At 70.4% G+C, this 20,646-nt stretch carries 18 protein-coding genes and 1 pseudogene; 14 read left to right on the top strand and 5 right to left on the bottom strand.

Features of this window, described 5'->3' with window-relative positions; translation table 11 throughout:
* Positions 1-32 precede the first annotated feature (32 nt).
* Positions 33-1,088 (top strand): helix-turn-helix domain-containing protein, encoded by a 1,056-nt coding sequence (locus tag CLV49_RS06815; protein WP_106562866.1) that lies wholly within the window; start codon positions 33-35, stop codon positions 1,086-1,088.
* Positions 1,089-1,130: 42 nt separating this feature from the next.
* Here CLV49_RS06815 and CLV49_RS06810 read toward each other — a convergent pair whose 3' ends face one another.
* The 3 genes from CLV49_RS06810 to CLV49_RS06800 form a co-directional block, all read right to left on the bottom strand.
* Complete coding sequence (locus CLV49_RS06810) at positions 1,131-2,882, bottom strand: cation:proton antiporter (protein WP_106562865.1); 1,752 nt, start codon at positions 2,880-2,882, stop codon at positions 1,131-1,133.
* A gap of 91 nt (positions 2,883-2,973) precedes the next feature.
* Positions 2,974-3,288, bottom strand: coding sequence for a hypothetical protein (locus tag CLV49_RS06805; RefSeq protein WP_106562864.1), 315 nt, complete (start codon positions 3,286-3,288; stop codon positions 2,974-2,976).
* Between the two features lie 59 nt (positions 3,289-3,347).
* On the bottom strand, positions 3,348-4,790 hold the full coding sequence (locus CLV49_RS06800) for an MFS transporter (RefSeq protein ID WP_158261925.1): 1,443 nt from the start codon (positions 4,788-4,790) through the stop codon (positions 3,348-3,350).
* Positions 4,791-4,923: 133 nt separating this feature from the next.
* Here CLV49_RS06800 and CLV49_RS06795 point away from each other — a divergent pair, with 133 nt between their 5' ends.
* From CLV49_RS06795 to CLV49_RS18535, 5 genes and pseudogenes are all read left to right on the top strand, one after another.
* Entirely contained in the window at positions 4,924-5,586 is a 663-nt protein-coding gene (locus CLV49_RS06795) for a cysteine hydrolase family protein (protein ID WP_106562862.1), read from the top strand.
* Positions 5,587-5,668: 82 nt separating this feature from the next.
* Entirely contained in the window at positions 5,669-6,694 is a 1,026-nt protein-coding gene (locus CLV49_RS06790) for a LacI family DNA-binding transcriptional regulator (protein ID WP_243696662.1), read from the top strand.
* A 118-nt stretch (positions 6,695-6,812) separates the two neighbouring features.
* On the top strand, positions 6,813-7,748 hold the full coding sequence (locus tag CLV49_RS06785) for a dihydrodipicolinate synthase family protein (RefSeq protein ID WP_208019816.1): 936 nt from the start codon (positions 6,813-6,815) through the stop codon (positions 7,746-7,748).
* 145 nt (positions 7,749-7,893) lie between these two features.
* Positions 7,894-9,255: an Nramp family divalent metal transporter gene (locus CLV49_RS06780; protein WP_424978682.1), complete on the top strand. Its 1,362-nt coding sequence runs from the start codon at positions 7,894-7,896 to the stop codon at positions 9,253-9,255.
* Positions 9,256-9,374: 119 nt separating this feature from the next.
* Positions 9,375-10,424: pseudogene (locus CLV49_RS18535) on the top strand (acyltransferase family protein); the annotation flags it as partial.
* 133 nt (positions 10,425-10,557) lie between these two features.
* Here CLV49_RS18535 and CLV49_RS06770 read toward each other — a convergent pair.
* Entirely contained in the window at positions 10,558-12,156 is a 1,599-nt protein-coding gene (locus CLV49_RS06770; RefSeq protein WP_106562859.1) for a glycosyltransferase, read from the bottom strand.
* Positions 12,157-12,275: 119 nt separating this feature from the next.
* On the opposite strand from CLV49_RS06770, the gene CLV49_RS06765 reads away from it, so the two are divergent.
* Together CLV49_RS06765 and CLV49_RS06760 are read left to right on the top strand one after the other, a co-directional pair.
* Positions 12,276-13,043, top strand: coding sequence for a GAF and ANTAR domain-containing protein (locus CLV49_RS06765; RefSeq protein ID WP_106562858.1), 768 nt, complete (start codon positions 12,276-12,278; stop codon positions 13,041-13,043).
* Positions 13,040-13,750 (top strand): GAF and ANTAR domain-containing protein, encoded by a 711-nt coding sequence (locus CLV49_RS06760; protein WP_106562857.1) that lies wholly within the window; start codon positions 13,040-13,042, stop codon positions 13,748-13,750. Before CLV49_RS06765 ends, CLV49_RS06760 begins: the two co-directional genes overlap by 4 nt.
* A 46-nt stretch (positions 13,751-13,796) precedes the next feature.
* On the opposite strand, the gene CLV49_RS06755 is transcribed toward CLV49_RS06760, so the two are convergent.
* Positions 13,797-14,198 carry a hypothetical protein gene (locus CLV49_RS06755; RefSeq protein WP_106562856.1) on the bottom strand — a complete coding sequence of 134 codons (402 nt, stop codon included), beginning with the start codon at positions 14,196-14,198 and terminating at the stop codon, positions 13,797-13,799.
* Between the two features lie 244 nt (positions 14,199-14,442).
* Between CLV49_RS06755 and glgX the strand changes: the two genes are divergently transcribed.
* The 6 genes from glgX to CLV49_RS06725 all read left to right on the top strand — a co-directional run bounded on the left by glgX (position 14,443) and on the right by CLV49_RS06725 (position 20,620).
* The gene (gene glgX / locus CLV49_RS06750; protein WP_106562855.1) at positions 14,443-16,647 is read left to right on the top strand and encodes a glycogen debranching protein GlgX; all 2,205 of its coding nucleotides are present in this window, start codon (positions 14,443-14,445) and stop codon (positions 16,645-16,647) included.
* Positions 16,648-16,849: 202 nt separating this feature from the next.
* Complete coding sequence (locus CLV49_RS18530; RefSeq protein ID WP_243696663.1) at positions 16,850-17,440, top strand: hypothetical protein; 591 nt, start codon at positions 16,850-16,852, stop codon at positions 17,438-17,440.
* On the top strand, positions 17,437-18,441 hold the full coding sequence (locus CLV49_RS06740) for an SDR family oxidoreductase (protein WP_106562854.1): 1,005 nt from the start codon (positions 17,437-17,439) through the stop codon (positions 18,439-18,441). The genes CLV49_RS18530 and CLV49_RS06740 overlap by 4 nt, the downstream gene beginning before the upstream one ends.
* Before the next feature lie 156 nt (positions 18,442-18,597).
* Positions 18,598-19,443: an NAD-dependent epimerase/dehydratase family protein gene (locus tag CLV49_RS06735; RefSeq protein WP_106562853.1), complete on the top strand. Its 846-nt coding sequence runs from the start codon at positions 18,598-18,600 to the stop codon at positions 19,441-19,443.
* Between the two features lie 65 nt (positions 19,444-19,508).
* Positions 19,509-20,225, top strand: coding sequence for a maleylpyruvate isomerase family mycothiol-dependent enzyme (locus CLV49_RS06730; protein ID WP_106562852.1), 717 nt, complete (start codon positions 19,509-19,511; stop codon positions 20,223-20,225).
* Between the two features lie 56 nt (positions 20,226-20,281).
* A complete protein-coding gene (locus CLV49_RS06725) occupies positions 20,282-20,620 on the top strand; it encodes a hypothetical protein (RefSeq protein ID WP_243696664.1) in 339 nt (112 codons plus the stop codon).
* Positions 20,621-20,646: the final 26 nt, after the last annotated feature.

The raw sequence follows: 20,646 nt of genomic DNA, 5'->3' as shown, positions 1-20,646 counted from the left end.
TGGGCAGGGACCCCTACCAGTGAGCGGCGAAGATGCAGGAACTCGTGGGTCGACTTACGGCGCTCGACGCCGAGGCGACGGAGACACTCAAGGTCATCTCCTACTTCGACGCCCTCGTGGACGGGCACGCGGGTATCGACGTCCTGCTGCGCGGGGCGGCCATCCTCAGCGGGTGCACGGTCGGCTTCACCGCCGACGGCCACACCGTCCGGGTCGATGCGTCGGGTTCGCGACTCCCCGCCGCGGCCGCGGTGCCCGGTCCGGTGAGTGGATCGCGGTCACACGGCTTCGGCGACGGTGGGCGGGCGTGGATCGAACGGGAGGGACCCGCGCACGCGAACGATGAGATGATCCTCGAGCGGCTGGCCCTCGCCCTCGACATCGCGGTCGAGCGCGCCTCGCCCGCCGCAGCCTCGCGTCGAGCGCTCGCCACGCTCATCGACCGGGACGTCCCGTCCGACGATCGCGTCCAGGCTGCCGCGCGTCTGCGTCTGGACACCTCGGCCCGGGCGCGATACCGCGTGGTCGTGACGCCGGCCGCGGCCGCGCCCACCGGAGTGAGCGCCGTGGTCACGACGGTGGCGGGTCGCGTCCGCGTCGTCGTGCGCGACGCCGACGACACACTGGAGGCCGGAGACGAGGCGGAGGCCGACATCACCCGGGGTGCCGCCCGGATCGGGATCGGTACGGCGGCGGCTGCCACGGGTCTCGACGACTCGTGGATCTCGGCGCTGCTCGCCCTCCGGCTCTCGTCGCCGCGGGAGCCGGTGGTGCACGCCGACCGTCTGGGGGCGCTGCTCCTGCTCGCCGAGCTCTCCGATGCGCGGGCCGGAGAGGTGCCGGATGCCGAGGCCGTCGCGTCGCTCATCCGTTCGCAGCCGCGGGCGGAGCGACTGCTGGAGGTCCTCGCCGTCACGGACAGTCTCCGGGCCGTGGCGACCGAGCTCGGTCTCCATCATTCGACCGTGCAGGCGAGGGTCGTGGCCCTCGCCGACGAGCTCGGATACGACGTCCGGTCGGCTCCGGGACGGTCGCGGCTCGCCCTCGCCCTCGCCCTGCGCCGCCTCGCGACGAACCGATTCACCTGATCGACCGGAACGCTCGCGGCCGTCCCGGAGTGCTCCGACCCGTCAGTGCCGGGAGCCGCTCCGCGAGCGCAGACGCGTCTCCTCCTGATCGAGCAGGGCCTGCGCGTCGGCGAGGATCCGCGAGGGGGTTCCGCCCACGCGCCGCAGCTCCAGGAGCTTCTCGCGTTCGGCCTCCACGACGGCGAGCCGGAGGCGCCGATAGGTGCGGTGCGGCAGGTCGTCGCCACCGTCGGCGTCCCCGTCGTCGTGCGGGCTCTCGTGGGCCCTCTCCCACGCGGCCTCTGCCCGGAGGTACGACTGCTGCCGCGCCCGCTCGACCACGTCCGGGTCGACAGGACCCGCGCCGCCGATGATCGCGTGAGGGTCGTCGAGGGCGGCGAGCCCCGCTGAACTGATGGTGTCGAGGAGCTCGGCGAGCTCCTTCCGGTCCTCGGAGTCGTCCACGCCCTGAACGCGCAACGCGCGGATGAGGTAGGGGAGCGAGCCGCCCTGGACGACGAGCGTCACGATCGCGACCGTGCACGCGATGAGCACGAGCTGCGGCCGGTAGGGCGTCTCCTCCGGCAGGGACTGCGCGGCGGCGAGCGTGACCACGCCGCGCATGCCCGACCACCCGAGGATCACGCCGCCGCGCCAGTCGATGCTCTCCCGCCGCAACTGTTCGAGATCGGCCCGACGGCGGTCGTACATGGCCTCGGCGCGCTGGCGCAGCCGCCGCTCATGCGCGTTCCGCACGGGCGTCGTCCGGTAGTGGTGCAGGGCGAGCAGGTTCCGCAGCGTGCGACTCTCCGCGTGCTCCGCGCGTTTCTTGAGCGCGTAGACGAGCGGGCCGATCCACGCGAAGCGGATCCCGACGAGCACGACGGTCGCGACGAGACCGATCCCCACGGCCTCGCCGACGCCGAGGATGTCCGGGTCGACGGCGTCGATGAGGGTGCGCAGCTCGAGTCCGATGAGGAGGAAGACGCCGTTCTCGAGGAGGAACTGGATGGTTCGCCAGTTGATCCGGTCGCTGATGCGGGACTGCGCGGAGAAGTGGGTGGGGCTCGCGTGTCCGGTGTAGAGGCCGGCGACCACGACCGCGAGCACGCCGGACGCGCCGATGGCCTCGGCGGGGACGAAGGCGACGAAGGGGACCGCGATGGACAGGGCGGTGTCGAGCACCGGGTCGTCGAGCTTCGACCGCACGAACACGGTGACGAATCCGACGGCGAGGCCGACCGCGATCGCGGCGACGACCGCGAACGTGAAGTCGGCGACGCCGCCCCACGGGGTCGCGACGGCTCCGGCGGCCGCGGCGGTGGCGGAGCGGAGCAGCACGAGTGCCGTCGCATCGTTCACGAGTCCCTCGCCCTCGAGCACCGTCAGCAGTCGCGGGGGCAGACCCAGCCGCCGGCCGATCGACGTGGCGGCGACGGCGTCCGGCGGGCTGATGACGGCGCCGAGCGCGATCGCCGCCGCGAGGTTGAGGTCCGGCAGGAGCGCGTACAGGAGCAGGCCGGTGCCGAACGCGCTCACGATCACGAGAACGACGGACAGACCGGCGATCGAGGAGACGTTGCGGCGGAAGTCGACGACCGGCACGCTGATCGCGGCGGCGTAGAGGATCGGCGGCAGGACCACGTCGAGGACGAACTCGTGCGGCACCTCGATCTCGGGAACGCCGGGCAGGTACGAGAGGGCGACGCCCACGAGCACGAGCACGATGGGGGCGGCGATGCCGAGCCGCTTCGAGAAGGCCGCGACGCCCACGATGACGGCGATCCCCACCACCGCGTAGACGCCGAGCTCCATCGATCCAGACTATCGACGCGATCCTGTCGCGCTCCGGATCGTCACGCTCTGTTCACACCCGCAGAGATCCAGCCTGAGCGGGTGTCCGAGCTCAGGAGAGGACGCCGCTCACTGCCACGACGAACGCGGCGAGCACGACAGCGCTCACGACGATGCCCGCGATGGCGAGGCCGCCGGTCTCGCCCGCCCGGCGGTAGCCGCGGAGCGCGACGACGCTCACGATGAGGCCGACGACGGAGAGAAGCGGGATCAGTCCGAGCACGATGCCGGCGATCGCGGCGTTGCGGCGGTTGCTCGACGGGGTGTCCCGGACGCTGCGCGTCTTCCCGTCGGCGTCGGTGCGGGGGATGGTCTGGCCGGCGGCCGAGCCGAGCCCACCACCGTATTCGGATCCGTTCATCGACATGGCGACTCCTTCCGGTCCGCCCACCCTATCGATGGCCGTTCGCGGGTGGAAGGTCCCCGTCAGGGGCGCCGACGCTCCCGGTCGGCGATCGCGGCGAGGAGCGCCCCGAGTGTGAAGAGCCCGGTCAGCGCGACGGCGAGCATCGAGCCGAGCGTCGGCTGGCCGGCGAACGTCGTAGCGGTGAGCAACGGGTAGAAGACGATGAGGGCGAGCCCCATGCCGATCGCGGAGCCGACGCGCTGACTGAACTGGAGGAGCGACCCGGCCACACTCGATCGGAAGTCCGGCACGGAGGTGAGCGCACGCCCCTGGTTCGATGGACCCACGAGCGCGGAGCCGAACGAGGAGACGAGCAGCACACCCGCGATGACGACCGGTGCGCTCGCGACGGGGACCACGCCGATGATGACCGCGATCACGAACAGCCCGCCCGCACCCACGGCTGTGCCGAGCACGATCGGCCGGTTGCTCGTCGCCGACGCGAAGCGCCCGGCGACCCATGAGCCCACCACCATGGAGAGCGCGGCCGGCAGCATCCACAGCGACGTCTCGAGCGCCGACTGCCCCGCGCGCTGTTGTAGGTACAGGGTGATCATGAGCGTGGACGCGGTGCCGGACGCGTGCATGAACCCCGAGATGAGCACGCCGGCGGGCAGGTGCCGGAAGCGGAACAGCCCGGGATCGACGAGGGGCTGCACTCCGCGCCCCGTGAGTCGCCTCTCATGATTGACGAAGAGCACGCCGCACGCGACGCCGATCACGACGCTCGCGAGCATCCACCACTGCGGGGGGTTCGACGAGGAGATGACGGAGACGGGTGCGATCGTGAGCACCACGGCCGGCACGAGGAGGACGACGCCGAGGCCGTCGAAGCCGCGGGTGCGGGTGCTCGGCGGCTCCCGGAGGACCGCGATCGCGACGGGGAGGATCACGGCGCCGAGGGCCACGTTGATCCAGAAGAGCACCCGCCACGCGTCGTCGCCCGGCACCCACTCCATGACGAAGCCCGCGAGCAGGGGGCCGAAGGTGGAGGTCACGGCCGTCGTCCCGGCGAGGATCGCGAGCGGCTTCGTGCGCGCCTCGGGTGGGAAGAGTCGCTGGATGAGACCGAGCACTTGCGGCATGAGGATGCCGGCGCCGGCCCCCTGCACGATGCGTCCGGCGACGAGCCACGTGGCGTCGGGGGCGAGGGCGCACAGGGCGCTCGCCGCGACGAATACAGACGCGCCCACGAGGAAGACCGTGGAGCGCGGGAGGATGTCCCCGAGGCGACCGGCGGGGAGGAGGAACACGGCGTACGCGATCGTGTAACCCACGAGCATGAGCTGGATGGTCGTCTCGGATCCGCCCGTCGACTCCTGGATCGCGGGGAGGACGACGCCGACCTTGGAGACGTCGAGGATCGTGAGCGCCGCCGTCGCGACGAGGAGCGCGAAGATCGCCCAGGTCTTCCGCGGCACCGTCGCCACGGGAGGCGTCGGTGCGAGGACGGTTGCGGACACGGGCCCTCCAGGCTCAGTTCGTCTGACGCGGCGGCGTCGTCCGCTGCACAGTTAACGCGGGCGAAACGCCGCGTCGGATATAACAATAGTGGACTATCAAAAGATAGTAAGACTTGAAGGGTTGGAAAAGTACATGAACGCCGATACCGCGGTCATCATGATCGACATGCAGAACATGTACCTCGAACAGGACAAGCGCGATCGCTTCGGCTGGCCGCCGATCGTCCGCTTCGACGAGGTCGTCGCGGAGTGCGCCGAGCTGCTGGCCGCCGCACGCGTCCAGGGGCTGCCCGTGATCTACACCCGGCAGGTGCAGCGACCGGACGGTGCGGACATGACGCCGAGCATGCGGAAGCTCCGTGCCGCGGCCCCGGCGGACGAGGCGGATCTCGTGGACACACGGCCGGACGGCTGGGCCGCCGACATCCTCGACGTCGTCGCGCCGCAACCCGGCGACATCGTGCTCGACAAGCTGCGGTGGGACGCCTTCTTCCGAACGGAGCTCGACGTGATCCTCCGTAACCTCGGCGTGCGGCGGCTCGTGGTCGCCGGGCTCCAGACGAACGTGTGCGTGGAGACCACGACGCGCTCGGCGATGATGATGGGCTTCGAGGTCGCCGTGCCCGAGGATGCCGTGTCCACGGATGGCGAGTCCCTCCACGTCAACGCGCTCGACGCGATGCGTGTGCTCTATGTGGAGGTCGCGCCGTGGCGCGAACTGCTCGAGCCGGGCGCGGAATGGAACCGCGCCACGACCACCCCGTCCTACGGCCGCACCATGCCCGTCGCCCCCTGACCCGTCGCTCCACGCACTCCGCCCGCCGCGTGCGAGTATTGCAACGACGCAGGTGTTGCAGGAACGTTCTCAGGGGGTTGGCGTGGCGGAGGCGGATCGGGACGCGGAGCGCCGCGATCGAGCGGTGACCCTGCGCGACGTCGCGGCCGCCGCGGGCGTGAGCGTCTCGACGGCCTCGCGGCTCCTCGACAAGCGGTATGAGGGCTCATCACCGGGGAACGCGCGCCGTGTCCGCGAGGCCGCCGAGCGGCTCGGCTACACCCGGGACTACGCCGCGTCGAGCTTGCGCCGGCAGGGGACGAGCACCATCGGCGTCCTCGTTCCGCGGCTCTCGGACGCCGTCATGGGCATCCTCTACGAGGAGATCGCGCGCGAATGCGAGCGTCGTGACGTGCAGGCGCTCGTCGCCACGACGCAGGACGATCCGGCCCAGGGGCGACGCGCGGCCGCCTCGCTCCTCTCGCGCAAGGTCGACGGGCTCATCATGACCACAGCGCGACTCGACGACGGCTTCGCCGAGGAGCTGAGGGCCGCGCGCGTGCCGCACGTCCTCGCCCTGCGGACGGCGGGCGACAGTCCGTCGGCGGTGACCGACGACCGTCTCGGCGGGTACCTCGCGGTGCGGCACCTCGCCGACCTCGGGCATCGACGCATCGGGATCATCGCCGGGCCTCGTTATGCGTCGAGCGCTCGGGCTCGCCTCGAGGGGGCGCTCGATGGGCTGCGGGAGGCGGGCTGCGATCTCGACGACGACCTCGTCCGCGGCGACGGCTTCTCGGTGGAGGCGGGCGAGGATGCGGCCGGCGATCTCCTCGACGCGGGGATCGCGCCGACCGCGATCTTCGCGGTGACGGACCACGCGGCGATCGGCGCGATGGCCGCGGCCGCCCGCCGGGGCTTGAGTGTTCCCGGAGACCTCTCCGTGGTGGGCTTCAACGACATCCCGCTCGCGCGTCATCTCCCCACGCCGCTCAGCAGCGTGCGCGCGTCGCTCGACCTCATCGCGCAGGCCTCCGTCCGCATGCTCGTCGATGGGGAGACGAGCAATCTCGTGTTCCCTCCGACGATGATCCCGCGGGCCTCCTCCGGTCCCCGCGCGGCCGGCTGACCGGCCGGTCCCGCCGGTCGCTCTTGACCTTTCGTGTGAGCGCGTGCACAATAATGAAAACGTTCCTAATAACGTTCGCAAACGTTTCACCCACACATCTCAACGGAGAGAGGACATCATGACGATCGACCTTCGCGGCCTCAGCCCCGCACCCGTCACCCCCTTCACGGAGGAGGGCGACATCGACTTCGCCGCCATCCAGCGACTCGGCTCGTGGCTCGGATCCATCGACGGCGTCAAGAGCCTCGTCGTGCTCGGCCACGCCGGTGAGGGCACGTTCCTCACCGTCGACGAGCAGCTCGACGTGATCCGCGCCTTCCGTGACTCCGTGGAGGGACGCATCCCGATCGTCGCCGGCATCACCGGCGAGGGGAACAAGGTCGCGGCCCTCGAGGCGAAGCGCGCCGTCGATGCCGGCGCCTCCGCCGGCCTCGTCTACCCGTCGCACGGCTGGCTCCGCTTCGGCTTCCAGCAGGGCGCCCCGCAGACCCGGTACCAGGACATCTACGACGAGAGCGGCCTCCCGCTGATCCTCTTCCAGTACCCGGACAACACGAAGGCGAGCTACGACCTCGACACCCAGCTCGAGATCGCCGGACAGGAGGGCGTGTTCGCCACGAAGAACGGCGTGCGCAACATGCGCCGCTGGTACACGGAGATCCCGGCCCTGCGCGCCGCGTACCCGGAGCTGCAGATCCTCTCGTGCCACGACGAGTACCTGCTGCCCACGATGTTCGACGTGGACGGCCTGCTCGTGGGGTACGGCAACATCGCGCCGGAGCTCCTCGTCGACCTCATCGCGGCGGGCAAGGCGAATGACTACGCGGCGGCGCACGAGATCCACGAGCGCCTCCTGCCCGTGACGAAGAACGTGTACCACCGCGGCTCCCACATGGAGGGCACCGTCGCGCTCAAGTGGGGTCTCGTCCACCGCGGTATCCTCGACCACGCCACCGTCCGCACGCCGCTGCTCCCCCTCGCGGACGGAGCGGACAAAGAGATCGCGGCGGCGTTCGTGTCCGCCGGGATCGAGAGGGTCACGGTCGACGCGTAGCGCCGACGTCACGACGACGCGGGGCCGGCTCGTCCGGCCCCGCACCCGGTCCGACCCCGTCGGACCGACGCCGCGGAAGCGGCACACCGAAGTCAATGAAGACTCCAGCGGCCCGGTTGCCGCACTCCGACGAAGGAGGCTCGCCATGAGTGAGCGCACGAAGACCCGTCACACCTCGACCACCCCCGGCACCGGCTACGGCCGCATCTCGACGGGCAACATGGAGGCCATCGTCGGCGCGAGCCGCCGACGCCGCTCGTTCTGGCAGCGACTCCTGCTGATCGGACCGGCGTTCGTCGCCGGCGCCTGGCAGTTCGGTCCCGGAAACCTGACCACGGCGGTCCAGGCCGGAAGCGGCTACCAGTACACGCTCGTCTGGGTGATCGTCGTCTCGACCATCCTCATGATCGTGCTCACGGACATGAGCGTCCGGCTCGGCATCAAGTCGCCCGTCTCGCTCATCTCGTCCATCAAGGACCACCTCGGTAAGGGCTGGGGTGTCGTCGCGGGCGTCGGCGTCTTCCTCATCACGCTCATGTTCTCCGTCGGCAACGCTGTGGGGTCGGGGCTCGGGCTCTCGATGCTCTTCGGCGGCCCACCCGTGATGTGGACGGTCGTCTGCACCGTCGGCGTCGCGACGCTGCTCCTCCTGCGGCACGTGTACCGCGTGGTGGAGAAGGTCCTCATCGCCATCGTGGCCCTCATGGCGATCGCATTCGTCGTGAGCGCCTTCATCGCCAGCCCGGACTGGGTCGACGCGGCCGCCGGCCTCATCCCGTCAGCACCCGAGGGCTCCTGGCTCCTCATCGTCGCCCTCGTGGGCACGAACTTCAGCATCAACGCGGCGTTCTACACCTCCTACGGAACGAAGGAGCGCGGGCGCACGGAGGAGGAGTACCGCGACGTCACGATGGTCGACACCATCCCCGGCATCGTCGCTCCCGGCATCATGACGGTGCTCGTCATGATGGTCGCCGCCGCGGTGCTCGGCTCGACCGGGCAGGCCGCCGGCACGATCACCGAGCTCGCCGGCATCTTCGCGCCCCTCGCGGGTGAGTTCGGCTCGACGGTGTTCGCGCTCGGCTTCTTCGGCGCGGCCTTCTCCTCGATGATCGCGAACGCGACGGCCGGCGGCACGATGCTCTCGGACGCTCTCGGACGCTCTCGGACGCGGCCCCTCCGCCGGGTCGAGGACCGCGAAGATCATCAGCGCCTCGATCCTCTCCTTCGGCATCGCGATCACGCTCATCTTCCAGTCGTCTCCGGTGCAGCTCATCGTGGTGGCCCAGGCGCTCACGGTGCTCATCGCCCCGATCCTCGCCGCGCTCATCATCGTCATGGCCAACCGTCGTTCGCTCATGGGGGAGATGCGGAACCGGTGGTGGCAGAACGCGCTCGGCGCCGTCGGCCTGGTCTCGGTGCTCGCGCTGTCGATCCGCCTGGTCATCACCCTCACCGCGGGCTGACCCACCCCGCGTCCGCGCACGCAACGGCCTTCTGCGGGTGACGTCCCACCCGCAGGAGGCCGTTTCGTGCGCACAGCGGACGGGACGCCGGGTCGGATGCGAGGAGGGGCGCCGGCGCCACCCCCTCCGGCTTCCCAGGGTGTCGCCTTACGATCGACGGATGCCTGAGGGGACGAGGAGCACGGAGAAGAGGGGCGCGCGACTGCGTTCCCTCGACGGCGTGCGCGGGATCGCGGCGATCGTCGTCGTGATCTACCACGTGAGCCTCATCGCCAAGCCGTTCGCCGCCGGCGGCACCGCGGAGGTCGTGTGGGACGGCGTCACCGAGTCGCCCCTCAAGCTGCTCTTCGCGGGCACCGAGGCCGTTCTCGTCTTCTTCGTGCTGAGCGGACTCGTCGTGGCCCTTCCGCTCCTCCGGCACTCCGTGTCGTGGCCGGCGTTCTTCGCCTCGCGTCTCGTGCGGCTCTACGTGCCCGTGTGGGGAGCCCTGCTGTTCGCCGTCGCGCTCATCGCGGTGTTCCCCCGCCACCCGTCCGCGGTCACGAGCGACGAATGGATCAGCGACGCGAACGCTTCGAGCGTCACCATCGCCTCCTTCTTCCGCGAGGCGAGCCTCACGCCCGCGAGCTACGACATCGTCAACACGCTGTGGTCGCTGCGCTGGGAGCTCATCTTCACGGCGCTCCTCCCCGTGCTCATCGGGATCGCGCTGCTCCTGCGTCGGAGTACGGTCGCTCTCGTCGTGACGGGAGCGGCCGCCGTGATCGCGACGATGCTCGGCCGCGTGCTGAGCATCGACGCCCTCGTCTATCTGCCCGTCTTCCTCCTCGGCACGCTCGTCGCCGTGCGGCTCGAGGAAATCATCGAGTGGGCGCATCGGCGGACACGACCCGTGCTCTGGACGGTCGTCGGTTCGTCGTCCGCCCTGCTCCTGGTGGCGAGCTGGATCGGCCGTCCGCTCACCCAGGGCGACGACCTGCTCTCGGAGGTGCTCTGGGGGCTCGCGGGACTCGGGGCGCTCGGCATCGTGCTCGTGAGCATCTGCTCACCCGGAGTGGAGCGCGCTCTCTCCACGCGGATCCCGCAATGGGCGGGCAAGATCTCGTTCAGCCTCTACCTCGTTCACGTCCCCGTGCTGGCGACGATCGCCTTCCTGGTGGGTGACCGCCTGTGGTGGGTCGTCGGTCTCGTCGGCGTCCCGCTGAGCCTCGCGATCGCCGCGGGGTTCTTCGCTCTCGTCGAGCGTCCGTCTCACCGCCTGGCGCGAGCGACCGGCGGAGGCGTCACCCGCCTCGTCGAGCGGTTCCGTGGGCGCCGGGGCGTCAGCGAACGCGCGGTCGGCCTCACGACCGGCGGCGCGCCCGCCGCCTGGTCCGCACCTGGGCCGCTCGGAGGTCACGAGCCCACGCCCGCGTCACCGCTTCCGGATCGAACGGACGCGCAGACCGCACCGCGTTCCGGCGCATCCGATCGAGTTCGGCGTCGGGAAGGCTGACGAGCCGATCGATCGCAGCGGAGAGCGCCTCGACGTCGCCGGCCGGCACGACGAAGCCGTTCCACCCGTCGCGCACGATGTCGGCAGGGCCGTACGGCACGTCGTAGACGATCGGGAGACAGCCCACCGCGAGGGCCTCGGGCAGCACGAGCGGGAACCCCTCAGACGTGGAGGTGAGCAGGAGGAACGAGGCCTCGACGAGCCGTTCCCGAGCGCGCGGGTCGTATTCGCGGAGACGCACGTGGTCCGCAGCGCCCTCGGTCTCGACGACCTTCTCGAGCGCCGAACGCCGGGGACCCTCACCGTAGACGTCGAGCGTGGCGGCCGGACCGGCCACCGGGCGGGCGGAGGCGATGACACGCTGACCGGCGACTCCGCGGATCGCGTGGCTCACGCGCTTCCGCTTCTCCAACGAGGCGAGCATGATCCCGGCGGCGGGGTCGGCTCGCCGGGGCGCCTCGTCGAGCAGGCGTCCCTCGCGCACGTTGCGCACCACCATGAGGTTCGCGTGACGGCCGAGCAGGGCCTCGACATCGGATCGCTGCCGCTCGCTCAGCACGGCGACGGCATCGAACGCGTCGAGGTTCTCGAACACCCGCCTGCGCGATTCCCGCAGCGTGCCGAGCGGGCGGACGGACCCCACGAGGTGGGACGCGTGCACGAGGTGCACGGTGGTGACGTGGACGCGACGGTACTCGGCCACGAACGGCGCGACCGTCTTGCTGTCCACGATGAGGAAGGTGCGCCGGCGCTTCGTGAGGCGATCGAGCCACGCTGCGTAGAGGTGCCAGATCCGACCCCACGAGCGCACGGGCTCACCCGCCGCGTCGCACAGGACGAGCGAGCGACCGGCTCCGGACGGGTCACGACGGTCGCTCAGGAGAAGGGTCCCGTCGAGCCGATAGTGGTCGGTCTGGAGCTCGCGCGCGCCGTCGGCCGACCACATCGTGCGGCTCAGCACGTGCCCGCCCCGCCGGACCTCGGTGATACCTCCGCTCTCGCCGGGTGTCACGTCCCCGTCGGGCGCCGACAGAGGAACGAAGGGGTGCCGATCCAGCCGGAGGGATCCGCCCGGGAGGGGATGCGCGCGCAGCCAGTCCCAGAGATTGAGCAGTCGCATCCCGTCGATGAACTCGCCGCGCTCCCGCAGCCGCGCTTCGCGAGCCGCATAGTCCGATTGCTCGTCGAGAGTGAGCACATCGACGGAGACGCCGCCGTGCCGCACGAAGGCGCGGGTGCGGGCGAGCATCGCCGCCGTCATCCCGCCGTAGTCGTCGGTGATGGACCAGGTGAGGGCGAGGTGTCGACCGGCGGGGAGGAGCCCCTTCGACGACCGGATACGATCGCCGATCACATGCCGGGCCCGGGCGACGACCCCCGTGGCGGCCCGCGCCGCGCGAGCGATCCGTCGTGCCGGTGCGGCGCTGCGCGTGCCGATCGATCCCATGCGTCCCCGTCTCCCTTACCCGCCGATGCGGACCCCCGCGGAGACCGGACGTGTCCGGTTCCGCCCTCAGGGTACGCGCGGCCGACTGAGCCCCTCCTGAGCTTCTCGGCGGCGCGGTGATGGGCTACCGTGGATCAACGTCCGTCGTCTCGTGGGCCGCCGACCCAGGAGGGTCTCATGTCCGTAGAACGCTTCGCCGCAGCCGTCGCCGCGCTGTCTCGCCCGACCGGGGGATCCGAATCGCTCACGGAGCCGATCCTCGGCGTCATCCCCGTGACCGGGGTGTCGATCTCGACCCTCGCGAGATCCTCGGCATCGAGTCGGTCGAGGCGAGCGACACGATCATCCGTCGCATCGACGACCTCCAGTTCGACCTCGGGGAGGGCCCCTGCTGGGACGCGGTCGACCTGGGGGAGCCCGTGCTCGAACCCGACTTCCGCAACCGGCCGAGTCGGACATGGCCGCTCTTCACCGAGGGGGTGCGACCGCACGACGTCGGTGCCCTCTTCGCGGTTCCGGTGAGTCTCGGCACGGTGAGGCTCGGTGCGATCGACCTCTACCACTCCGATCCGATCGAGCTCGACCAGGAGGCGATCGAGCAGCTCATGGTCTTCGGCGGCATCATCGGCCGCCGGGTCCTCGAGCGTGCCCTGCGGTCCTCGGCGGACATCGGTGACCCAGGCGAAGGGCGGCACTCGCGACACCGCATCCATCAGGCCGCCGGCTTCGTCATCGCGCAGCTCGGCGTCTCCGCGGAAGACGCACTGCTGCTCCTCCAGGCGCGGGCCTACTCGAGCGGGTCGAGCATGGCGGAGGTCGCCGAGCAGGTGCTCGAGAAGCGGCTCGTCTTCTCCGTCACCGGCGCCGTCATCGAGGAGCGACCGTGAACGAGGAGACGCGGGAGGACCGCCTGCTCGATGTCTTCGTGAAGCTCGCGGACACCCTCGTCGACGACTTCGACGTGGTTGACCTCCTGCAGATGCTCGTCGAGACGTGCGAGTCGACCTTCGACGTCTCCGCCGCCGCACTGCTCCTCGACGCGGGCGACGGCGAGCTCGACCTCGTCGCCTCCACGAGCCACGAGAGCCGCACGGTCGAGATGATCGTGCTCGGCGCCGAGGACGGTCCCTGCGTGGATGCGTTCCGCACGGGTGCCGCCCTCGTCGTCCCGGACCTTCGCGAGGGTTCCGGATGGGAGCGATTCCGCCGAGCGGGGCTCGAGAACGGCTTCACCTCGGTGCACGCCCTCCCGATGCGCCTGCGCCAGACGAGCATCGGTGCCCTCACCCTGTTCGAGAACGACGCCTCGCGACTGGAGGAACGCGACGTGCGCGCCGCGCAGGCGCTCGCCGACGTCGCGACGATCGGCATCCTCCAGGACCGCGCGGTGCGTGAGAGCGAAACGGTGCGGATGCAGCTGCAGCACGCGCTCGACTCCCGCATCGTGATCGAGCAGGCGAAGGGTGTCGTCGCCTACACCCACGACGTCGACATGGACGAGGCGTTCCGCCGGATCCGCGGTCATGCCCGCTCGTCGCGTCAGGCCATCAGCGAGGTCGCCCGCGCGGTCGTCGAGCGGCGCATCATCATTTGAGGGGATGGTGGCGGAGGCGGTTCGGGTCCTCGCCGCCGCCACCGGTCTAGTGGCCCCCGTGCTCCGAGAGGTCGTCGACGAGTAGATCGCCGTCGAGCGGTGTCGCGAAGACGCGGGCGCGAACGCGTTTCGTTCCGTCGTGGAGGGCGCGCACGGCGCGATGCACCTCGAGGTCACCGATCCCCGTGGCGATGAGGTTCCCGGCCTCGCCACCGAATTCGTCGCGCGTCGCAGTCCCTCCCGACTCGTCGATCCGCTGGACGGAGGCGAGGGATATCCCGGGGCCGATGAGGAGGTGCGCGGAGGTGACACCGGTGGGGGTGACGATGGGGATGTCCACCACCGCGAAACGCTGGCGTGTGCTGAGCGCCTCCGCGTAGACGAGCACCGCGCTCGCGATGGCGTCGGCCGTATCGAATCGTGACGGGCCGTAGTGGAGTGTCTGCATGCCGTTCCCTCGTTGCGACCGCCGGGTGGCGGTCGGATGATCCCGGGGTCTGGGGGACGGACGCCCCCAGGGTAGACCCCGCGCGATATCCCGACAAGAGTCCCCGAACCGGTGTCAACCGGTGGGGACGATGCGAGAGGCGTGCTCGCGACCCATTACCGTTAGATCGCCGCCGCATGCGCGATCGGTGCGCCATTCCTGCTCGAACCGCACTCGAACCCGTCCCCTGACCTGGAGGTCGCTCGTGGAAACCTGGCCCGGAACCGCCTACCCGCTCGGAGCCACGTACGACGGCGGAGGGACCAACTTCGCCCTGTACAGCGAAGCGGCGGAGCGTGTGGAGCTGTGCCTCATCGACGAGGACGGCACGGAGACGTGCGTCGAGGTCATCGAGGTCGACGCCTACGTGTGGCACTGCTACCTCCCGAACGTGCAGCCGGGGCAGCGCTACGGCTACCGCGTGCACGGCGAGTACGACCCGAAGAACGGCAAGCGCGCCAACCCGAACAAGCTCCTCCTCGACCCGTACGCGAAGGCGACCTTCGGTCAGTACGACTGGGACAACGCGCTCTTCGGCTACAACTTCGGCGACCCCGACTCGGTCAACGACGAGGACTCGGCCCCCCACTCGATGCTGAGCGTCGTCGTGAACCCGTTCTTCGACTGGGCAGGAGACCGCAAGCCGCACACGCCCTACTCGGAGACGGTGATCTACGAAGCGCACGTGAAGGGCCTCACGCAGCTGCACCCCGAGATCCCCGAGGACCAGCGCGGCACCTACGCCGGGCTCACCCACCCCGTCGTCATCGACCACCTCAAGAAGCTCGGCGTCACGGCGCTCGAGCTCATGCCCGTGCACCAGTTCGTGCAGGACTCGACCCTGCAGGAGAAGGGCCTCGCGAACTACTGGGGCTACAACACGATCGGCTTCTTCGCCCCGCAGAACACCTACTCGGCCACGGGCGAGCTCGGCCAGCAGGTGCAGGAGTTCAAATCGATGGTGCGTGCGATGCACGCCGCCGGCATCGAGGTCATCCTCGACGTGGTCTACAACCACACAGCCGAGGGCAACCACATGGGCCCGACGCTGAGCTTCAAGGGCATCGACAACGAGGCGTACTACCGCCTCGAGGAGAACGACAAGCGGTACTACACCGACTACACGGGCACGGGGAACTCGCTCAACGTGCGCCACCCGCACTCGCTGCAGCTCATCATGGACTCCCTGCGCTACTGGGCCACGGAGATGCGCGTCGACGGCTTCCGCTTCGACCTCGCCTCGACCCTCGCCCGCGAGTTCTACGACGTCGACCGCCTCTCGACCTTCTTCGAGCTCGTGCAGCAGGACCCGGTGGTCTCGCAGGTGAAGCTCATCGCCGAGCCGTGGGACGTCGGCCCCGGCGGCTACCAGGTGGGCAACTTCCCGCCCCAGTGGACCGAGTGGAACGGGAAGTACCGCGACACGGTGCGCGACTACTGGCGCGGCGAGCCGTCGACGCTCGGAGAGTTCGCGGCGCGCATCACCGGCTCGGCCGACCTGTACGAGAACTCGGGCCGCCGCCCGTTCGCGTCCATCAACTTCGTCACGGCCCACGACGGCTTCACGATGCGCGACCTCGTCTCGTACAACGAGAAGCACAACGACGCCAACGGCGAGGACAACAACGACGGCGAATCGCACAACCGTTCGTGGAACTCCGGCGTCGAGGGCGAGACGGACGACCCGGGCGTGCTCGCACTCCGGGCGCGTCAGCAGCGCAACTTCCTCGCGACGCTGCTGCTGTCCCAGGGCATCCCGATGATCCTGCACGGCGACGAGCTGGGCCGCACCCAGCACGGCAACAACAACACGTACGCGCAGGACAGCGAGATCAGCTGGGTGCACTGGGACAAGGCGGACGAGCCGCTCATCGAGTTCACCTCGGCCGTGTCGCGGCTGCGGCGCGAGCACCCCACGTTCCGTCGTGGTGGCTTCTTCGACGGCAAGCCCTACGAGCGCGAGGAGGGCGACCCCCTTCCCGACATCGTCTGGCTCGACGCCGACGGCTCGGAGATGAAGGAGGAGGACTGGGGCGCCGCACTGCAGCGCACGGTCGGCATCTACATCAACGGCGGCAGCATCCGTCAGCGCGACCGTCGCGGGAACGCGATCCACGACGACGACTTCCTCCTGTACTTCAGCGCCGACGTGGAGGCCGTGGAGGTCACGATCCCGCCGGCCACGTTCGGCGCGGCATGGGAGGCCGTCGTCGACACGGGCGAGGAGGCCGTCGACGGCCCGGCGCTGCCCGCCGGCGCGAAGCTGAGCCTCGCGGCGCGGTCCCTCGTGGTGCTGCGCGCGGCGAGCGAGCCGGAGGCGGAGCCCGACCACTCGGTGGCGGCGTCGCTCGCGATGCGCACGTCGTCGATCCCGATCGTCGGAGCCCAGGCCCCCGAGTCCAACGGCTGACCCGCCCCTCCCACCCTCTCTTTCCGACTTCGTCCCTTTTCCCCGGCTCTCTTCGACCCGGTCATGCTGCATATGGGAGTGGGGTGGGGCGACGGGGAATGGTGCCGCGTGCGGGGGAGCGCAAGGGGGCTGAGGGGTCGAATCGCGCCGGTTAGCGTGGGGAGTCCGAGGCGCCGAACGTCGGCGCCGGAACGGAACGACCATGAGCTCGATCAGCCCGGACGACATCCGCTGGAACGATGAGGCGCGCACCAAGATCCTCGAGGATTCGGACCGCGTGCTGCGTGAGGCCGTGCTCGGCGTCGCGTCGACCCACGCCGACGGCAGCTGGGAGGACGCGTTCGCCGAACTGAACGCCCGCCTGAAGGACCAGTTCATCGACTTCGAGCCGGGACCGGACCTGCGGAAGTACGCCGAGGCGATCGTCGCGGGTGAGATCGACGGGGCGGGCGGGGCGTCGAGCGACGCTGACGCGAGCTCCTCGGACGACAGTGCAGACGCCGGATCCTCCGACACCGCGACGACGGATGCGGCCGCCACCGGCGAGGAGCGAGCGTCGGACATCGCGGCCGACGCGGGCGCGAGCGAGCCCGCGACCCCCGAGACGGACGGCTCGGCTGACGAGGCATCGACCGGGACGGGCGACTCCGACTCTTCCTCGGACTCGGACTCGGACTCCGACTCCGGCACCGAGGACCCCGCGTCCGGCGACACATCCGACGGGAACGAAGCCCCCAACGAGACGATCGACGACCCGAGCGACCCCACCGTCACCGACGAGCCCAGCGCGTGAGCCGCGGAGTCGCCGTCGTCACGGGCGGAACGGCGGGTCTCGGTCGCGCCATCGTGCGCGAACTGGCGGAGCGGGGCTGGGACGTCGCCGTGCTCGCCCGTGGTGAGGACGGACTCGCCGGGACCGTCGCCGACGTCGACCTCGCCGGCCGTCGTGCCCTCGGCATCGTCACCGACGTCGCCGATCGCACCGCGGTGGAGAGCGCGGCGGATCGGGTGGAGTCGGAGCTCGGCCCCATCGACCTGTGGGTGAACAACGCCATGACGGGCGTCTTCGGCGAGTTCCTCGATGTCGATCCCGAGGACTTCGAACGCGCGACGAGCGTCAATTACCTCGGCTTCGTGAACGGGACGCGCGCTGCGCTCTCGCGGATGAAGCCGCGCGACCGCGGGCACATCATCCAGATCGGCTCGGCGCTCGCGCACCGGGGGATCCCGCTCCAGTCGGCGTACTGCGCCGCAAAGCACGCCGTGCAGGGATTCACCGAGTCGCTCACGACCGAGCTCATCGCGAGCGGCAGCCGGGTGCGACTGTCTACGGTGGACATGCCGGCGCTCAACACGATCCAGTTCAACTGGGTCCGCTCGCTGCTGCCCGACCACCCGCAGCCGGTCGCGCCGATCTACGAGCCCGAGGTGGGAGCGCGTGCCGTCGCCGATGTGGCCGACAAGCCGCGGCGCCGCACGTGGGTGGGTGGATCGACCGTGCTCACGGTTCTCGGCAACAGGGTCGCGCCGTGGTTCATGGATTCGTACCTCGCGAAGACGGGGTACGACGGCCAGCAGGCGCCCGACAAGGACGAGCCGATGCTGCCGGACAACGTCTACTCGCCCGTTCCCGGCGATCACGGTGCCCGCGGCATCTTCAGCGACACGGCCACGATGGGCGGCCCGCAGATCTGGGCGATCGGTCATCGCGGTGCTGCGACCGCGATCGCGGCCGGATTCGCGGCGTTCGCCGTCGCGGCCGTGGCGCACGTGGCGGCCCGCGCCACGCGCTAGCCCCCAGCCCCCCACCCCTAGCCCGCCTCTCGACGTCGTGCGTTTGCGCCGAGATGCTGCGCTGGACCGCCGCGTATCGGCGCAAACGCACTACAGGGTGGGCGGGGCGGGATCGAGGGGTACCGCGCGGACTCGACGAGAGACAGGATTGACCACATGAGAATCGCTGTCACCGGAGGATCCGGGAAATTGGGCCGTACCGTCGTCGCACGACTGCGAGGCGACGGCCACGAGGTCGTCAACCTCGACCAGGCCGGGGAACGCGGAGCGGGCTTCGTCCGCGTCGACCTGTCCGATTACGGCCAGGTGATCGACGCGCTCGCGGGCGTGAACGACCGGCACGACGGCATCGACGCCCTCGTGCACCTCGGCGCCATCCCCGCACCGGGCATCATGAGCGACATCGCCACGTTCCACAACAACATGAACGGCACGTTCCACGTGTTCTGGGCCGCTCACCGTCTCGGCATCCAGAAGATCGTGTACGCATCGAGCGAGACGGTCCTCGGCCTGCCGTTCGACGTCCCGCCGCCCTACCTCCCCATCGACGAGGAGTATGCGGCCCGTCCGGAGAGCGTCTACTCGCTCGTGAAGCACCTCGAGGAGCAGCTCGCGATCGAGCTCGTCCGCTGGGACCCGGAGCTCTCCATCACGGCCCTGCGCTTCTCCAACGTCATGGACCCGGAGGACTACGCCGAGTTCCCGTCGTTCGACGCGGATGCGCGTGCCCGCAAGTGGAACGCGTGGGGCTACATCGACGGTCGTGACGGCGCACAGGCCGTGGCCCGCGCCCTCGAGGTGGCCGGTCCGGGCTTCGACCGCTTCATCATCGCGGCGGCCGACACGGTCATGTCGCGCCCGAACGCGGAACTCGTCGCCGAGGTGTTCCCCGACGTGCCCGTGGTGCGCGACCTCGGCGTGAACGACACGCTCCTGTCGATCGACAAGGCGCGGAAGGTGCTCGGCTTCGACCCGCAGCACAGCTGGCGCGACCACGCCTGACCCGGCGAGTCCATCCCGCGGCAGGGGCAGGCGGTGGGAACCGCTCGCGTTCCTATGCTGGGTGCATGAAGCACACGGACTACATCGAATCGGTGAGTGCGTCGTCGCGGGCGTTCGCCCAGGTGCTCGCGACGGCGCCCCTCGACGTGGCGATCCGGTCGTGTCCTGGGTGGACGCTCGCGGATCTGACGCGTCACCTCGGCGACGTGCACCGGTGGGCGCGATCGAAGGTGACGGGGGCCGGCGCCCAGGAGGACGAGCCCGCTCCCGACGACCCCACCGACCTGATCGCCTGGTTCGAGGACGGTGCTGACGCGCTCGTCACCGCGCTGCGAACGCGCGATGCCGACGCGCCGTGCTGGACGCTCTACCCGCCGGCCGTCGTGGGCACGTGGGCTCGACGTCAGGCGCTCGAGACGGCTATCCACCTCTGGGACGCCGCCGAGGCGATCGGTCGTCCCGCCGAGATCCCCGTGGCCCTCGCGGTTGCGGGGGTGGGGGAGGTGGTCGGCGACCTGTACCCGCGGCAGGTGGGCCTCGACCGGATCGCGCCGCTGCGGTCGTTCGTCGAGATCCGCGTCCTCGACGCAGGCGGTGAGCGGGTGTCCTTCCCGCTCGGGGCGGTCGACGCGCCGGACGGCGACCGTGTGACCGTGGAGCTGGCCGCGGCCGACGCACTCCTTCTGCTGTGGAAGCGCCGAACGCTCGACGAGGTCGATGTGCACGTCTCCGGATCCGAGTCGGTGCTGCGTTCCGCTCTGAGGACGGCCCTGGTTCCGTGACCGCGCGTCTGCGCCGAACCCAGGGAGCGCAGGGCCGGCGCTGGTAGCCTGATCGCGTGATCGCCTTCCTCGAGATGCTCGCGCGGTTCGTCGCCGCGGCGTTCGAGACGGTCGTGTCCACGTCGCCCGTCGTCGCCGCGCTCGCGTCCTCGTTCGCGCCATCGACGGTGTCGGCGCTCATCGCCCTGCTCGGTGTCATCGCACTCGCCGGTGGCGCGGCCGTGGCGGTGCGCGCCGTGGTGAGGCTCGTCGCCGCATTGCTCGACGGTGTGCCGACGGAACGTTCCGACCGGCCGGCGCCCGCACCGTTCCTTCGCACGCAGGACGATCCCACGGCCGAGGGCCACCCTCGCCCGCGAGCACCGGGACGTCGCGTCCCGGTCGCCGTTCGCTGACCCGACCCTCCGCCATGCACCGCTCC

Source organism: Labedella gwakjiensis, assembly GCF_003014675.1.
In the GTDB taxonomy this organism is placed as follows: Bacteria; Actinomycetota; Actinomycetes; order Actinomycetales; family Microbacteriaceae; genus Labedella; species Labedella gwakjiensis.
The sequence above is the reverse complement of the archived record's forward strand: the minus strand, read 5'-3'. Positions and strand labels throughout refer to the sequence as shown.

Excerpts from the sequence above, each read along its gene's own strand:
- CLV49_RS06755 (WP_106562856.1), bottom strand. The coding sequence starts at position 14,198 with ATGCAGACACTCCACTACGGCCCGTCACGATTCGATACGGCCGACGCC.
- CLV49_RS06780 (WP_424978682.1), top strand. The coding sequence starts at position 7,894 with ATGAGTGAGCGCACGAAGACCCGTCACACCTCGACCACCCCCGGCACC.
- CLV49_RS18530 (WP_243696663.1), top strand. The coding sequence starts at position 16,850 with ATGAGCTCGATCAGCCCGGACGACATCCGCTGGAACGATGAGGCGCGC.
- CLV49_RS06805 (WP_106562864.1), bottom strand. The coding sequence starts at position 3,288 with ATGTCGATGAACGGATCCGAATACGGTGGTGGGCTCGGCTCGGCCGCC.
- CLV49_RS06795 (WP_106562862.1), top strand. The coding sequence starts at position 4,924 with ATGAACGCCGATACCGCGGTCATCATGATCGACATGCAGAACATGTAC.
- CLV49_RS06785 (WP_208019816.1), top strand. The coding sequence starts at position 6,813 with ATGACGATCGACCTTCGCGGCCTCAGCCCCGCACCCGTCACCCCCTTC.
- CLV49_RS06810 (WP_106562865.1), bottom strand. The coding sequence starts at position 2,882 with ATGGAGCTCGGCGTCTACGCGGTGGTGGGGATCGCCGTCATCGTGGGC.
- CLV49_RS06770 (WP_106562859.1), bottom strand. The coding sequence starts at position 12,156 with ATGGGATCGATCGGCACGCGCAGCGCCGCACCGGCACGACGGATCGCT.
- CLV49_RS06765 (WP_106562858.1), top strand. The coding sequence starts at position 12,276 with ATGGGCTACCGTGGATCAACGTCCGTCGTCTCGTGGGCCGCCGACCCA.
- CLV49_RS06730 (WP_106562852.1), top strand. The coding sequence starts at position 19,509 with ATGAAGCACACGGACTACATCGAATCGGTGAGTGCGTCGTCGCGGGCG.
- CLV49_RS06815 (WP_106562866.1), top strand. The coding sequence starts at position 33 with ATGCAGGAACTCGTGGGTCGACTTACGGCGCTCGACGCCGAGGCGACG.
- CLV49_RS06735 (WP_106562853.1), top strand. The coding sequence starts at position 18,598 with ATGAGAATCGCTGTCACCGGAGGATCCGGGAAATTGGGCCGTACCGTC.